The organism is Corynebacterium kalidii (assembly GCF_022869005.1).
Taxonomy (GTDB): domain Bacteria; phylum Actinomycetota; class Actinomycetes; order Mycobacteriales; family Mycobacteriaceae; genus Corynebacterium; species Corynebacterium kalidii.
Map to the genome: position 1 here is coordinate 49,511 of NZ_JALIEA010000005.1, position 14,943 is coordinate 64,453.

Sequence of the window (14,943 nt, forward strand, 5' to 3'; positions counted from 1 at the left end):
CGGGCGGGGACGACGGGTCAGTTCTCGTGCCAGGGGCCGATGTTCTTGTGGGGGTAGTCCATGTGGTCGGCCATGACGTGGTAGGTCTCGAGGCGGACGTCGAGCACCCGGGTCTTGCCGGACAGCAGGTCGGGCAGGCCCAGTCCGATCTTCGACAGCTCCTTGGCGATGTCGTCCGGGGCCCAGTCGGCGTTGATGGTGACCGGGATCATCGTGTCCACGCCGAGCAGCTCCAGGGTCATCGTCAGTTCCTGGACGAAGATATGGAAGTTCCCGGTGAGGGTACTGGTCGCGCCCTCGGTGTCGTCGAGCAGGTCGGTGCCCAGCGAGTTGGGGAACTGCACCCGGAGGTTCTCCATGACCGCCTGGTCCGCGTCGATACGCAGGGCCTTCTTCGGCCCTTGCAGCGTGTCGAGGGTGACGTAGGACAGCTTCATGCCCGGCGTCATCTTCGCGGTGTCGGTCTTGATGGTGAACGTCCCGCCGTAGGGCGGCTGCATCGTCGACACGGGCGCCGGCGGGGCCACGTTCAGCCCCGGGATCTCCACGCCGAGCTTCTCCAGGGAGTTGTCCAGGTCCTCCTGGAGCCGGTTGCCGTCGGGCATCCGGAACTCGGGGAGGTTCAGGTCGGGGGCCTCGGGCAGCGGGGGCAGGCTCGGCAGCCGGGGGCTGTTGTCCCCCGGGGTGCCGTCCGTCCCGCCGTCGCCGGTCCCGTTGCCGTCGCCGTTGCCCTGCCCGGGGATCGGGAGCTCCGGGAGTTGAAACTCGGGCAGACCGGGGATCTGGGCGCGTGCCTCGGGCGTCTGGACGCCCACACCGACGGCCACGGCGGCGAGGACGGCGATGACCGACTTCGCACCAGCACCAGCACCAGCGGCGGTGCCGGCCGTGCCGTTCCCGCCGCCCTTACCGGACTTCTTCGCCGCCTTCTTCGCGGCCTTCTCCGTCTTCGCGTCCTCCCGGGACTGCGGGTCCCAGGCGAGTGCGAGGGCACCGCCGATGAGACCGAGGATCAGGCCGATCCCGAAGCCGCCGAAGTTGGACTGCCACAGTGCCAGGATCGACAGGATCAGTGCGGCGACACCGGCCAGGATCCGTCCTTCACCGCGGAACCAGCACATCAGGCCACAGGTGATCAGCAGGATGCCGATGACCAGGGTGGAGACCCCGCCCATGGTGGAGATCTGGATCTGGATGTTCGAGATCTCGAAGGACAGGTAGGCCGGGGCCATGATCACGATGCCGGCGAGCATCATCAGCAGGCCCGCGCCGAAAGGACGTTCCTTGCGCCAGGTGCTGAACCGTCGGTTCTGCTTCTCGAGCTTCTCTGAACGGGGCTCGGTGGTGCCGGACGCTTCCGTGGTCTCCACCGTCTCGGTCGACGTCGTGTCGTCGGAGACACCCCCGGCCCCGTTCACACCCGGGGGTGTGGTGGAGTCGTCGGACATCAGCACTCAGCCTTGTCTGCGTCGACGATCCCCACCTTGGAGCCGGCGGCGGTCAGCTTGTCGGCGGCGATGGAGGTGGCCTTGATGACCTGGTCCTTCGCGTTGAGGCCGTCGGCGTGCAGGCCCCACGAGCCGGCCGGTGCCTCGTCGTCGAGCTGGCTGGCGTCGACACCGATCTGGGCGTTGGACAGGCTCAGGCCACCGACGAGCCCCGGGGAACCGAGGACGAGGTGTTCGGCCGTGGTGTTCTCGCCGGGAACGAGCATCTGGAAGCGCTTCTCGCCGAGGCCGGGGAGGTTCAGCGGTGCGGTCATGCACATGTCGGTGATGGTGGCGTCCTCGAAGATCAGGCGGGCGACACCGGTGTCGCCGTCATGCTGGCTGTCGACACCGCCGAAGATCGAGACGCCGGTGGCGTCGAGACCGCTGACCTCCTGGTTGAAGACAGTGTTGGACAGGGCCAGGTTGGCGGACAGGCCTCCCTGGGCCATGGCCACGCCCACTCCGGCCGTGGCCAGGAGTCCGACCGCCATGACCCCGGCGAACCGCTTTCCCTTGGTGTGTCCCATGTTCGTTCCTCCGTAGATGAGGGACGCTGTCCGCGGACCCTCGGTTGGTATATATGAAGCCGACTGCCGAACATCGTAACGCCGTCGTACTTGTTTCTGTGAAGAATTCGTAAATTGTAGTGGGGTGTGTCACCTTGATCCAGTCCGACCGGTGGTGATCAGGCACAACACCAGCGCAGTCGCCTGTAGTGCCACGAGCACAACGATCAGCGCGACCCAGCCGGTCTGGAAGAAGTACCCGGAGAGCCATCCGACCACGGAGGAGCCGAGGTAGTAGCTCATCACGTAGGTGGAGGACGCCTCGGCGCGGTCGCGGTCGGCGATCTGCCCCACCAGGGTCGACGCGGTGGAGTGGACGGCGAAGAAGCTGGCGGTGAACACCAGGACGCCCAGGACCGTGATCACCAGGTTCGGGACCAGGGCCAGGGCGAGGCCGACGGTGGTCAGTGCGACACCGGTGACCAGCACCCGCGCCGCCCCGTACCGGGCGACCAGTGCACCGGCGCGGGCGGACGACCATGTCCCGGAGAGGTAGAGCAGGAACACAGCGCCGGCCACGGCCTCGGGCAGGCCGAACTGCCCGGTGAAGCGGAAGCCGAGGTAGTTGTACAGGGACACGAAGCTGCCCATCATCAGGAACGGCAGGATGAACAGGGCGATGAGCCGGCGGTCGCGCCAGTGGCGTCGGAAGGCGGCGAGCTCGTGCCGCAGGGTCAGTGTCTTCGGCGTGAAGTTCCGCTGGGGTGGTAGCGCCCAGGCGCAGACGAGCCCGAGCAGCAATGCGACGGCCCCGCCGGCGAGGACGGCGCCGCGCCAGTCGGTGAACCCCAGCACGCTGGACGGGACGAGCCGGCCCAGCAGGCCGCCGAGGGTCGTGCCGGCGATGTAGAGGCCCATCACCCGTCCGAGGTGGTCGCGGTGGATCTCCTCGGACAGGAAGCTCATCATCACCGCAGGTACACCGGCGACGGCGATGCCCTGCAGGGCGCGCACGGCGACCAGGGTGCCGATGCCGGGTGCGGCGGCGAGGAGCAGGCTCAGGGCGGCGGCGGCGACGACCGACACCTGCAGGACGCGGCGACGTCCGATCCGTTCGGACAGGATGCTGACCGGGATGACCGTGACGGCGAGCATGCCCGTGGTGGCGGAGACGGTCAGCGCCGCGGTGGTGGGCGAGACCCCCAGCCCGTCGTGGATGGCGGGCAGGACGGACTGGGTGAGGTACATGGCGTTGAAACTCGCCAGGCCGGCGGTGGCGGCGGCGAGCATGATCCGCCGGTAGCCGGGGTCGCCGGGGGAGAGTCCCGGGCGGGGAGGGGTGTCGGTCGCGTCCATGCACCCATCGTCGGTGTTCCGCACCGACGATCAAAATGCATTACCATGACGTCTCTGTCCCGTTTGACGCATAGGAGGGTGACCGTATGGCCGCACCGGTGGACCTCGACTGGTTCCTGGACCTGGTGGAGACCGGGAACATGGTGGACACCGCCGTGGCCACCGGTGTCAGCCAGTCGACGCTGTCCCGCCGGCTCGCCGCCCTCGAGCGGACGGTGGGGGCCGAACTCTTCGACCGGCGGGGCCGTCACCTCGTCCTCAACCGGCGGGGCGAGGTCCTGGCGGCGACGGCGCGGGCCACGACCGACACGTGGCGGGCCGGGGTGGAGGAGGTGCGCCGTCTCGTCGACCCGGAGCGCGGCACCGTCCGGCTGGGGTTCATGCATTCGTTGGGGACGTGGCTCGTGCCGGACCTGCTGCGCGGCTTCCGGGCACGGCGGCCCGCCGTGGACTTCGAGCTGGTGCAGGGGGCCGCACTCGACCTGGTGGACCAGGTGACGGCGGGGACGGTGGACCTGGCGATCGTCGGCCCGTGTCCTGTCGGCCCGATCCGGGACGGTCTCGTGGGCTGGGAGGAGGTGGCGGAGCAACGGCTGGGCCTCGCCGTGCCGTGCGGGCACCCGTGGGCAGGCCGGGACAGTATCGACCTGGCGGAGGCCGCCGAGGAACCGTTTGTCGCGATGCTGGAGGGCTACGGCACCCGCCTGCTGCTCGACACCCTGGCCGCCGACAGTGGTTTCCGTCCCCGGCTGGTCTTCGAGTCGATGGAGCTGACCACGGTGGCGGGGTTGGTGACCGCGGGGCTCGGCGTGGCGTTGCTGCCCCTGGGGGACCCGAACCTGCAGATGGAGGGCATGTCCGTGATCCCCCTGGACACGGAGCGGGTCCGCGAGCTCGGCGTGGTCTGGTCGGCTGGCGCGGGCACGGCGCCGGCGGACCTGGTGCCGCCGGTGGCGGACTTCCTGGAGTTCGTCAGGACGCGGACTGTCGCCGGCTGACGAAGGACGCCACCGTCCGCCACCCGAGCATCAGGATGCCCAGGAAGATCAGCGAGGTCACGACGAATCCCCACGCCACGGACATGGTCACGATGCCGCGCACCACGATGCCGACGAACCAGGTGACGATGAGGATCCCGAGCCCCGAGCCCGGCGCCGGGCGGAGGACCCCGGTGAACAGCACCGCCCAGGCGACCGCGAGGCCGAGGAGGAACGGCCATGCCGTGCCCAGCCAGCCCAGCACGCTGAAGCCGTCGGAGGCGTGGAAGAGCTTGCCCAACAGGGCGAAGACCAGGACAGCGATGGCGTCGACGGCCAGGGCCATCGTCGTCGAGATGCCGGCGGTGGCGGAGAGGGGGCCTGCGGGGCCGGACGTCGCGTCGGGGGAGTTCGTCATGACCTCCATTCTAGGTGGTCGGCGCGACATGGTGCTGTTGCTCCGTGTACGCGCCCCCGGGTGGACGGGAGGTGGACTCACATGGGGCTGGCCCCAGCAGCCTCGTGACCCGGGTTCGCTCCCAAGCTGCTGGGTGTCACGACACCTACCTAGTGTGGGTGGTGACCGCGGTGTGGCACAACATGGAGGAAGCCCTGACCGGTGCAAGAGGGGAGTTTGCGAAGTCACCAGCTGAGGCAAACCAGGACCTTAGAAGTGCCCCATTCAGGGAACCTCGTCGCCGACACCGGACCGATCACCATCATCAACGCCACCTCGGTCGCCGTCGACGACCACTGCCCCGGCAGCTAGTCGACCTGCCCACGGTCGGCTACCCGACTCGCCTACGCATCCGGCTACCACGCTTCACCTGCGCTAAGGCTTCCTGCGACCGGAAGATCTTCCAGACCTCACCGGCCTGTGCTGACGACAGGGCGAGACTCACCGGTCGGGCGACTCGCTGGCGCCTACCAGCGCCTCGCGGTCGACGTCCATGGGTGTTGCGGTGACAGTGAAAGCCCTCTGGGAAAGCCCTCTGCGCCTGAGAACCCGGGGCAATGGTGGTTTCGATGCACGGAAACCGACAATGCCCCGGGCTCCCAGGGGCCGAGCCCGTCAATGCTGCCCGGACCCATCCGGGAGGGGGCCGGCCCCTCAGTGTCGACGAGCACGGGTGGAAACGCACCCGCAGACCCCGGGTAGCCGTCTTCGAGGGTCACGGTCCTGGTGGATCTGACTCCACTGGCCGCCTGGCACCTGCCGGCACGGTTGATCGACATACGTCTCGGGGCGCAGTATCGAGATTCTGCGCACCTGGTTCGCTGAGCATGATCCGCAGTTCCGGGCCGGGATGCAGGTCGTGAGCATAGAAGGGTTTCAGGTTGTGTATCTGGCCGCCGACAAGTTCACGGGGTGTCGTCAACGACTGCAGAAGGAAGCCTCCGGACGACGGGGACGACAGGATGATCCACTGTACAAGCACTGCCGGGCCCTGCTGTGGGACACCGACGATGACTACGTGGCATTGCAGGTCACCTGCGGGTTCTACCAGGAGGTCATCGCCGCGTACTCACATCCGTGCAGGCCCAAGGGAAAGAAGGTGATGACACGGCTGATCAACACTCTGCGCACGGGGCTGCCGAGGGGGGTGGAGGCGCCGGTGCAACTCGGGGGACACTGCGGCTCCGACGGGAGGACATCCTGGCGTACGTCGGCATCGGAGCATCCAACAGGCCGGTCGAGGCGATCAACGGACAGCTGCAGGACCGGATCAACGCACTGTGAGACTTGGAACTGGCCGGTCTGGGACTGGCTGGCGGGGTATTTCATCCTGCCGCTGCTGATCGTCGCTGCGGCGTACGCTTACCGCAGTCCGGGCAGGGGATCGGGGATCCCCGTGACCGTGAGCCCGGCGCCCTCGACTGTGACGTCGGGGTTCTCAGTCGGTCTCCGGCTCCGGGGCGTCGGTATGCCGCGGCTCACCATGGTCCTGTCGGTTCCGACGCTCGTCAGTCTCCTGGTGGCCCGGGTACCGGGGCAGGCGGTCGATGACCCCGTCGTCCTGGTCGCTCGTCGTGTGCCGCGGGTCCCGGGCCGCGGAGCCGCCGGTGATCTGCCGGACCGTCAGCCCTGTACCGGATCGACGGCGTCCGGGATCGCCGGTGTCGTCGGCGCCCTCCTCCTCCGGTCGGACGAACGTCCACAGGAACACCAGCCAGCCGACCAGGGTGAGCAGGGCGAAGCTGACCATGCGGAAGACGATCACCGCCGCGACGGCCTGGCCGGAACCCAGCCCGGCGGTGCCGACCAGCATCGTGGTCAGCGTGATGTCGACCGGGCCGAGACCGCCGGGGGTGATCTGCGCCTGGCCCATCAGCTTCGCGACGATGAAGGCCAGGATCGCCCCGGCGATGCTGGGCTCCGCACCGATGGCGAGGATGCAGAGGAAGAGGCAGACGATCTCGAGTACCCAGTTGAGCAGGGAGACCGAGACGGCGTAGCTCAGCCACTTCGGGGAGAGGTCGACGGCCCGGAGCTGCTGGGCGAAGCTGCGGATCTGCTCGTGGAAACGCTCCGCCGGTTTCCGGCGCTTGGTGTTGAACCAGGTCATGGCGGACAGCAGCTTCGCCTGGACCTTGTCCGGGTGGCGTGAGGCCCAGTTCGCCACCAGCATCAGCGACACGAGCACCAGCAGGGACGCGGTCAGCGAGAACACGTGCACGTTCGCCTGCAGGAAGAACACCGCGCCGAAGCCAAGCAACGCCATGCTGGCGCCGGACAGGGCCCCGGAGATCACCAGGTACCAGCTGGCGACCACACCGGTGGCGCCCCACTTCATCTGCTCGCGGAAGATCATCGCCGCGGAGATCGCCGGGCCGCCGGGGAAGGTTGAGGACCAGGCGTTGGCCGACAGCCCCAGAGCATTGGCGCTGCTGCGTTTCACCGGCACGCCCGCGGGGCGCAGCAGCGCGACCATCACCTCGGCCTGGGCGACCATCGACAACCCCATCGCCACAACGGCGGCGAGGATGTACCAGTTGTTGGCCTGCAGCATCGCCGCCCACCCTTCCTCGAGGAAGTGGTAGTGGTCGCGCGCGAGGAAGATGATGGCGCCGAGCAGCATGAGGGTGATCAGTGCCCGCACCCGCGGGTCCTTCACCCACTGGAGAAAGACCCGCCAGTGGTGGCGGAGCTGACTCGACCTGCGTTTCGGTGCCATGATGTCGCTCAGTGCTCCCGTTTCTCGCGGCGCTCTCGCTCATCCTGCAGGCGGCGCATGAGCTCGGTGAAGGGGATCGCCCCGTCCGTGGTGGCGTGGGCCCCGTAGAAGTCCGCGTCCGGGTCGGCCGGGTCGGCGGAGTCGACAGAGTCGGACAGGCCGACTGAATCGGCATGGTCGGCCGGGTCGAGGGGTGCCTCAGGGGCCTCGTACGCCTCGGGGATCGGGGAGCGCGAGACGACCGCGCCAGCGGGACGGGACACCTCGGACGGGTCTGCCGGCGCACCGACGGTGACCGGTTCGGGTGCCTCGTCGGTGTCGGCGGCGGTGGCAGTATCGGTGGCGGGCCCGGCTATCGTGCTGTCGTGGCTGAAGCCCTCGAGCTGCTCGTTGTGGCCGATCTTCCTCGACAGCGCGGTCACCCACTTCGGTGCCCACCAGCAGTCCTCGCGCAACAGGTACATCACGGCGGGGACGAGCAGCATACGGATCACCGTCGCGTCGATGACCAGGGCGGCGATCATGCCGAAGGCGATGTACTTCATCATCACGATGTCGGAGAACGCGAACGCCCCGGCCACCACGATCATAATCAACGCCGCCGCGGTGATGATGCCGCCGGTCGTCGCCGTGCCGAACCTGATGGCCTGTGGTGTCGAGGCCCCGTGTGCCCGGGCCTCGACCATCCTGGACACCAGGAACACCTCGTAGTCCGTCGACAGTCCGTAGATGATCGCCACGATCAGGACCAGCACCGGGCTCATCAGCGGGCCGGGGGAGAAGTTGAACAGGTCCGCACCGACACCGTCGACGAACAGGGCGGTCAGGATGCCCAGCGTCGCGCCGGTGCCGAGGAGGTTCATGATGACCGCCTTGGCGGGCAGGATCACCGACCCGAACACCAGCGACAGCAGGATGAACGTGGCGGCGATGATGTACACCAGCATCCACGGCAGCTTGTCGAACAGCGCCTCGATCGACTCGATCTCCATCGCCGGGGTGCCGGCGACGAGGACGGTTCCGTCGGCATTGAGGCCGTGGGCGATGTCGCGCAGTTCGTTGACCACCCGGTCGTTGTCGTCCCGGTCAGCGATGCCGGCGGACAGCACCGTCACCCCGCCCTTGGTCGGTTGGGTGACCTGGAACGTCCCGGTGAGCCCCTCCACGGCGTTGGCCTTCTGGAAGACCTCGCCGACGGCGGCGTTGTCGCCTTCGACGACCAGTTTCACCGGGTCGGTGCGGAACTCGGGGAAGTCCTCGTCGAAGTGCGACTGCGCCACGCGGGTGCTGTTGTCCGGAGGCAGGTAGGTCTCGTTGATGCCGCCGAACTTCACCCCGCTCAGCGGGATCGTCAGCAGGATCAGCAGGGCCACGATGCCCACCGTCATCAGCTTCGCGTGCTTCATCGCGAAGGCCGGGACCTTGCCCCACCATGACTGCACGGTGGCATCGCGGGTGCGTCCCCGGCGGATGATCGTCCACTTGTCGATCCGGTGGCCCAGCATCGCGAAGATGCTGGGCAGCACGGCCACGCTGATCAGGGCGGCGAGACCCACGGCGGAGATCGCACCGTAGGCCACCGACTTCAGGAAGGCCTGCGGGAACATCAGCAGGCTCGACAGGGCGACGGCCACCATCAGGGCGGAGAACACCACCGTCTTGCCGGCCGAGGCGGTGGTGTTACGTACCGCGGTGCGGGTGTCGTTGCCTTCGGCGAGCTCCTCCCGGAAGCGGGAGACCATGAACAGGCCGTAGTCGATCGCCAGACCCAGGCCCAGCAGTGTCACCACCGACTGGGAGAAGGTGTTGACCTGGGTGATGCCCGCGAGCACCGACAGGATGCCCATGGACCCCAGGATCGACAGCACACCGACGATCAACGGCATGAAGGCGGCGACCACACTGCCGAAGATGACCAGTAGCAGCAGGGCGACGACCGGCAGGCCGATCAGCTCGGCACGCTGGATGTCGTCGCCCATGCCCGAGTCGAGGGCACCGGCGACCGCGGTGGCACCGCCGATCTCCACGGTGGCGCCGTCGACGCTGATGGAGTGCAGGTCGTCCTCGATGACGCGGAAGTTCTCGAGGACCTCGTCCTCGGTGCCATGCAGGCTGATGGCGGCGAAGGCAGAGGAGCCGTCCTCGGCGAGCATCTGCTCGTGACCGGTGTCGAAGTAGCTGGTCACCCCGGCGACGGCGTCCTGGTTGCCGACGGCGATGGCGTTGAGCTGGCTGGTGACGTTCTCCTGCAGGGCAGGGTCGGTCAGGTCGGCGCCGTCGCTGGTGACCAGGACGATGACGTCGCCGGACGCGTCACGTCCGAAGGTCTCCTGCTCGATCTGGGCCGCGCGGGTGGAGTCGCTGTGGGGGTCGTCCCACCCCTCCTGGCTCATCCGGTCGCCCAGCTGGGTGCCGACCCCCAGGTAGAGCACACCGATCAGGGCGATGATGACGGCGGGGATGATCCGACGGAAACGGAAGGCGAAGTCGCCCCATCTCGTGAACACTGTGGGCAGGCTCCTTTCAGCGGACCAGTGCGGAGAGTGGCCGGTACGGCTGGAGCCATGCACCGTCGTCCGGCAGGGAGTCGAGGTTGACGCGCGGCAGCGGGGCGCGGAAGACACCGGGGATGTCCTCGAGGTCGAGGAACTCCAGGGTGTCGTTCTCCACGGCCCAGTGGGCGTGCTCGTGGAACCCGAGGACGGTCACCGGGATCTCGTCGGCGAGCTCCTCGAGCAGTTCCCGGAAGTTCTGCCCGTCGGCGCTGGCGACCACCAGGCCGTCGAGCACGCCCTCGTCACGCCGACGGCGGATGTGGGCGAGCATGTCCGGGTCGACGTCGGAGTCCTCAGTCAACTTCGGTTTCGCGAAGACGGCGAAACCGACGTTGCGCAGGGCGTCGACCCAGCCGCGGATCTGCTCGGCCGAGCCGGGGGCGACGTTGGTGAACACCGTCGCCTCCGGCACCGGCGCGGGGCCCTCGTCCGATGCGTCCGACGCGTCCCCGGCGTCGCGGGCGACGTCGATCAGCCACCGCCCGACGGCGTCGAAGCGGGGACGGTGCACCGCGTCCGGGCGTCCTCCCAGCAGGGAGCCCAGACCCATGTCGATGTTCGGCGCGTCCCAGACCAGCAGGTACAGCGGGGAACGCTCCGGCTGACCGGTGTAGGACAGCGGGTCGTTGTCGCTCATCGACGTCTCCAGAGGTACTCGCGGATGGTGTGGTCCTTGTCCAGACCCTTGCCCTCGAACTTCGTGATGATCTGCCGGTCGGTCAGGACCGGGACGGTGTTCTTCCGTTCCGTGTCGTCCTCCGGCCAGCCGAGGTACTCCAGGTCGGGTTCAGCCTCGACGAGGTCGTCGATCCACTCCGCGTAGTCGGCGTGGTCGGTGGCCACGTGCAGGATCCCGCCGGGCCGCAGGCGCGACGCGATGAGATGCAGCGTACCGGTCTGGATGATCCGGCGCTTGTGGTGGCGGGCCTTCGGCCACGGGTCGGGGAAGAAGATGCGCACGCCGGCCAGGCTGCCCGGGGCGAACAGGCGCTGCAGGACCTCGACCCCGTCGCCCTTGACCATGCGGACGTTGCCGATGTCGCCGCGGACGACCGCGCCGAGCAGCTTCGCCAGGCCGGGACGGTAGATCTCCACGGCGACGACGTTGGTGTCCTCCTCCAACGGCGCCATGGCCGCGGTGGAGGTGCCGGTGCCGGACCCGACCTCGACGATGGTGTCGTGGGCGGTGCGTCCGAACCAGCTGTCGAGGTCGACCGGGTCGGTCAGGTCGTCGGTGAGCTCGATGCCCAGCGACGGCCAGTTGTCTTCCCAGACGGCTTCCTGGTTGTCGGTGAGGGTGCCGCGGCGGAAACTGAAGCTACCCAGTCGCGGATAGTCGCGTCCGTCGTTAAACTCGGTCTGCAGGGGGCGGCCGCGGCCACCCGAACGCGGTGCTGGGGGGTTATCGGGAATAGACATCCCCCTCATTGTGGCAGAACACAGCGGTACAGGGAACTAGGGGGAAGTGTGACGGTTATTTCTGTGATCGGCCCGGACGCGCGGGCCGTCGAGCAGGTGACGGCGGGGGTCGGGACGGCGACCGCGCGGCGGGGGAGACGGTTCGCCGCCGGCGCCGGGCCCGGCGAGGCGGACGGTGTCGTCGCCGTCGTCACGTCGTCGACGGTCACCGCGGAGGACAGGGAGGTCGTCCGTGCCGTCCGCGACGCGATGGGCGTGGTGGTGGTCTACGGACCCGATGGCACAGACGGGCCTGACGGCCCTGACGGTGGCACGTTCCCGGCGGAGGCCGGGGTCGTGCACTGCGTGTGGGGCGACGACGGGTACGCCGGGCAACGGTCGTTGGCGGGCCTGGCGGAGGTGGTCGACGGGATGTGGGTGGACCGGGAACGCTGGGTGGCGGACGCCCGACGGGCCGACGCCGACCGGCTGGACCGGGTGCGTATCGCCGTCCGGCTCGCGGCGGAGCGCATCGCCACCGAGCTGCTCGACACAGGCACAGGCGGCACGGCAGGCACGGCAGGTACAGCCGGCACGGAGGAGCTGGACCGGATGTTCCGGGCGCGGCTCACCGTCGCGGTGCTGGAGCAGGGGGTCGAAATGCCGAATCTCGCCCCGGCGGAGCGCACCGGTGAGGAGGGCACGTCGGCGCCGTCGGGTGGGACGGTGCCGCACCTGGTGACGGTGGCGGCCGCGCTCGGGGCCGGAGGTGCCGCGGCGGCCGGCGTGGTGCGGCTGACGGATTCCCCGGTCGCCGCGGTGGCGGCCGGTGTCCTCGTCATGACGGCGACCGCGGTCGCGCGGTGGTGGACGGGGCGCGCGGCGCGCCGGGAGCAGGCCGCGGCACGTCGGGCGGCGTCCCTGCGGCGGCGGTGGGCGGCGACGGTGACCGACGTCGTCGCCCGGATCGTCGTCCCGCCGGTCGCGGAACGGTTGCCCGGGGGTGCGTCATGACCGGCTGGGAGGAGACGGGACTGCCCGGGGCCGCGGACCTGGACCCGGTGTCGGCGGGGCAGGTGGAGGCGGGCGAGGGCCTGCTGCTGGACCTGGGGGACGTGACCTTCGGTCTGCCGGTGTCCCACCGCCTGCCGGGTGAGGAGTCGGTCACGTTGACCGACGAGACCGGCATGACCATCTGCGCCGACACCGACGGGGACGGCCGGGTCGACACCCTGTCGGTGGTCACCTTCGACGGCGGGTGGTCGTCGTGGCGACGGCAGGACTGCATGAGTGACGGCGTGAACGACCACGCGGAGGACCATGCGGGAGACCACGCGGAGGACGGATCAGCCACGGCGGAGATACACGTAGATGTGTCTTCTGTCACATCGGCGGTGGATGGTGACGGGCAGGGCACCGCCGCAGAGGGGGTGGTAGGCTTATCCGAAAGTGCCGGTGAGCAGGGGGGACGATACGGCGCCTGGGTCGGCATCCCCCCGGCTACCCCCGGAAACGGGCGTGGGTCGTGGGACGCGCGCGGGTGGGAATGTGTGGACAGGGGGAACTGGGGTTAGTCTTGTGAAGCGCAGAAGACCTCATCATCCCTCAGAACATTTCTGAAACACATCTCGTCAGGAGTTTTCATGACCATTCCCGGGCTCGTCGGCCAGCCACCCACCCAGCACGAGGGTCTCCTCGCCTGGATTACCGAGGCAGTCGAACTTTTCCAGCCGGAAAACGTGGTCTTCGTCGACGGGTCACGGGAGGAGTGGGACCGCCTGACGGGTGAACTCGTCGAGGCGGGAACGCTGACCAAGCTCAACGAGGAGAAGCGCCCGAACAGCTTCCTCGCCCGGTCGAACCCGGCGGACGTCGCCCGCGTCGAGTCACGGACCTTCATCTGCTCCGAGAAGCAGGAAGGCGCCGGCCCCACCAACAACTGGGCGCCGCCGGCGGCGATGAAGGAGGAGATGTCCGAGCACTTCGCCGGCTCGATGCGTGGGCGCACCATGTACGTCGTCCCGTTCTGCATGGGCCCGATCAGCGACCCGCAGCCGAAACTGGGCGTGCAGCTCACCGACTCCGCCTACGTGGTGCTCTCCATGGGCGTGATGACCCGCATGGGGCAGGAGGCGCTCGACAAGCTCGGCACCGACGGCGCGTTCGTCCGCTGCCTGCACTCCGTCGGTGCCCCGCTGGAGCCGGGCGAGCAGGACGTGCCGTGGCCCTGCAACGACACCAAGTACATCACCCAGTTCCCCGAGACCAAGGAGATCTGGTCCTACGGTTCCGGGTACGGCGGAAACGCCATCCTGGCCAAGAAGTGCTACGCCCTGCGTATCGCCTCGGTCATGGCCAAGGAGGAGGGCTGGCTCGCCGAGCACATGCTCATCCTGAAGCTGACCAGCCCGGAGGGCAAGGACTACCACATCCTCGGCGCCTTCCCGTCCGCCTGCGGCAAGACCAACCTGGCGATGATCACCCCGACCATCCCGGGCTGGAAGGCCCAGGTCGTCGGCGACGATATCGCCTGGCTGAAGTTCGGTGAGGACGGCCACCTCTACGCCGTGAACCCGGAGAACGGTTTCTTCGGCGTCGCGCCGGGCACCAGCTACGGCTCCAACCCGATCGCCATGGAGACCATGGAGGCCGGGAACACCCTGTTCACCAACGTCGCGCTCACCGACGACGGCGACGTCTGGTGGGAGGGCATCGGCGGCGAGGCCCCGGCCCACCTCATCGACTGGAAGGGCAACGACTGGACGCCCGACTCTGACGAGAAGGCCGCCCACCCGAACTCCCGCTACTGCGTGCCGCTGGCACAGTGCCCGGTCGCCGCACCGGAGTACGACGACTGGAAGGGCGTCAAGGTCGACGCCATCCTGTTCGGTGGCCGTCGTGCCGACACCGTGCCGCTGGTGTCGCAGACCTACGACTGGGAGCACGCCACCATGGTCGGCGCGCTGATGGCCTCCGGCCAGACTGCCGCCCAGGAGGGTGCCGTGGGCACCCTGCGCCACGACCCGATGGCGATGCTGCCCTTCATCGGCTACAACGCCGGCGAGTACCTGCAGCACTGGATCGACATGGGGAAGAAGGGCGGCGACAAGATGCCGGACGTCTTCCTGGTCAACTGGTTCCGTCGTGGCGACGACGGCCGCTTCCTGTGGCCCGGGTTCGGCGAGAACAGCCGTGTGCTCAAGTGGATCGTGGAGCGCATCGAGGGCACGGTCGGCGCCGACGAGACCGTGGTCGGCCACACCGCGCGCTACGAGGACCTCGACCTGGACGGTGTCACCGAGCCGGAGGAGGACATCCGCACCGCGCTGACCGCGCCGCCGGAGCAGTGGGCCCGCGACATCGAGGACAACGACGAGTACCTCACCTTCCTCGGCCCCAAGGTCCCCGAGGAGGTCTGGGAGCAGTTCCGCGCCCTGAAGCAGCGCGTGGCCGAGGCCAAGGCGTAGCCGCACCGCGGACCCCCG

12 protein-coding genes are annotated in these 14,943 nt (G+C 68.7%); 4 read left to right on the plus strand and 8 right to left on the minus strand.

Annotated elements, in window-relative coordinates; genetic code table 11:
- Window positions 1-17: 17 nt before the first annotated feature.
- The 3 genes from MUN33_RS00310 to MUN33_RS00320 form a co-directional block, all read right to left on the minus strand.
- Window positions 18-1,448, minus strand: coding sequence for a DUF6114 domain-containing protein (locus tag MUN33_RS00310; RefSeq protein ID WP_244802918.1), 1,431 nt, complete (start codon window positions 1,446-1,448; stop codon window positions 18-20).
- Entirely contained in the window at window positions 1,448-2,017 is a 570-nt protein-coding gene (locus MUN33_RS00315; protein WP_244802919.1) for a DUF6230 family protein, read from the minus strand. Before MUN33_RS00315 ends, MUN33_RS00310 begins: the two co-directional genes overlap by 1 nt.
- 129 nt (window positions 2,018-2,146) lie before the next feature.
- Window positions 2,147-3,352, minus strand: a complete 1,206-nt coding sequence (locus MUN33_RS00320) for an MFS transporter (protein ID WP_244802920.1) — start codon at window positions 3,350-3,352, stop codon at window positions 2,147-2,149.
- An 86-nt stretch (window positions 3,353-3,438) separates the two neighbouring features.
- Here MUN33_RS00320 and MUN33_RS00325 point away from each other — a divergent pair, with 86 nt between their 5' ends.
- Window positions 3,439-4,350: a LysR family transcriptional regulator gene (locus MUN33_RS00325; protein WP_244802921.1), complete on the plus strand. Its 912-nt coding sequence runs from the start codon at window positions 3,439-3,441 to the stop codon at window positions 4,348-4,350.
- Here MUN33_RS00325 and MUN33_RS00330 read toward each other — a convergent pair.
- The 5 genes from MUN33_RS00330 to trmB all read right to left on the minus strand — a co-directional run bounded on the left by MUN33_RS00330 (window position 4,325) and on the right by trmB (window position 11,479).
- On the minus strand, window positions 4,325-4,747 hold the full coding sequence (locus MUN33_RS00330) for a DUF3054 domain-containing protein (RefSeq protein ID WP_244802922.1): 423 nt from the start codon (window positions 4,745-4,747) through the stop codon (window positions 4,325-4,327). The two genes, MUN33_RS00325 and MUN33_RS00330, sit on opposite strands and share 26 nt — an antisense overlap.
- A 1,477-nt stretch (window positions 4,748-6,224) precedes the next feature.
- The gene (locus MUN33_RS00335; protein WP_244802923.1) at window positions 6,225-7,505 is read right to left on the minus strand and encodes a lysylphosphatidylglycerol synthase transmembrane domain-containing protein; all 1,281 of its coding nucleotides are present in this window, start codon (window positions 7,503-7,505) and stop codon (window positions 6,225-6,227) included.
- Between the two features lie 8 nt (window positions 7,506-7,513).
- Window positions 7,514-10,012: an MMPL family transporter gene (locus MUN33_RS00340; protein WP_244802924.1), complete on the minus strand. Its 2,499-nt coding sequence runs from the start codon at window positions 10,010-10,012 to the stop codon at window positions 7,514-7,516.
- Window positions 10,013-10,028: 16 nt separating this feature from the next.
- Window positions 10,029-10,697, minus strand: a complete 669-nt coding sequence (locus tag MUN33_RS00345; protein ID WP_244802925.1) for an NYN domain-containing protein — start codon at window positions 10,695-10,697, stop codon at window positions 10,029-10,031.
- Window positions 10,694-11,479 (minus strand): tRNA (guanosine(46)-N7)-methyltransferase TrmB, encoded by a 786-nt coding sequence (trmB, locus tag MUN33_RS00350; RefSeq protein WP_439647812.1) that lies wholly within the window; start codon window positions 11,477-11,479, stop codon window positions 10,694-10,696. The genes MUN33_RS00345 and trmB overlap by 4 nt, the downstream gene beginning before the upstream one ends.
- Window positions 11,480-11,527: 48 nt before the next feature.
- Here trmB and MUN33_RS00355 point away from each other — a divergent pair, with 48 nt between their 5' ends.
- The 3 genes from MUN33_RS00355 (at window position 11,528) to MUN33_RS00365 (ending at window position 14,925) form a co-directional block, all read left to right on the plus strand.
- Entirely contained in the window at window positions 11,528-12,472 is a 945-nt protein-coding gene (locus MUN33_RS00355; protein WP_244802927.1) for a hypothetical protein, read from the plus strand.
- Window positions 12,469-13,032 (plus strand): hypothetical protein, encoded by a 564-nt coding sequence (locus MUN33_RS00360; RefSeq protein WP_244802928.1) that lies wholly within the window; start codon window positions 12,469-12,471, stop codon window positions 13,030-13,032. The genes MUN33_RS00355 and MUN33_RS00360 overlap by 4 nt, the downstream gene beginning before the upstream one ends.
- A 69-nt stretch (window positions 13,033-13,101) precedes the next feature.
- A complete protein-coding gene (locus MUN33_RS00365) occupies window positions 13,102-14,925 on the plus strand; it encodes a phosphoenolpyruvate carboxykinase (GTP) (protein WP_244802929.1) in 1,824 nt (607 codons plus the stop codon).
- Window positions 14,926-14,943 lie beyond the last annotated feature (18 nt).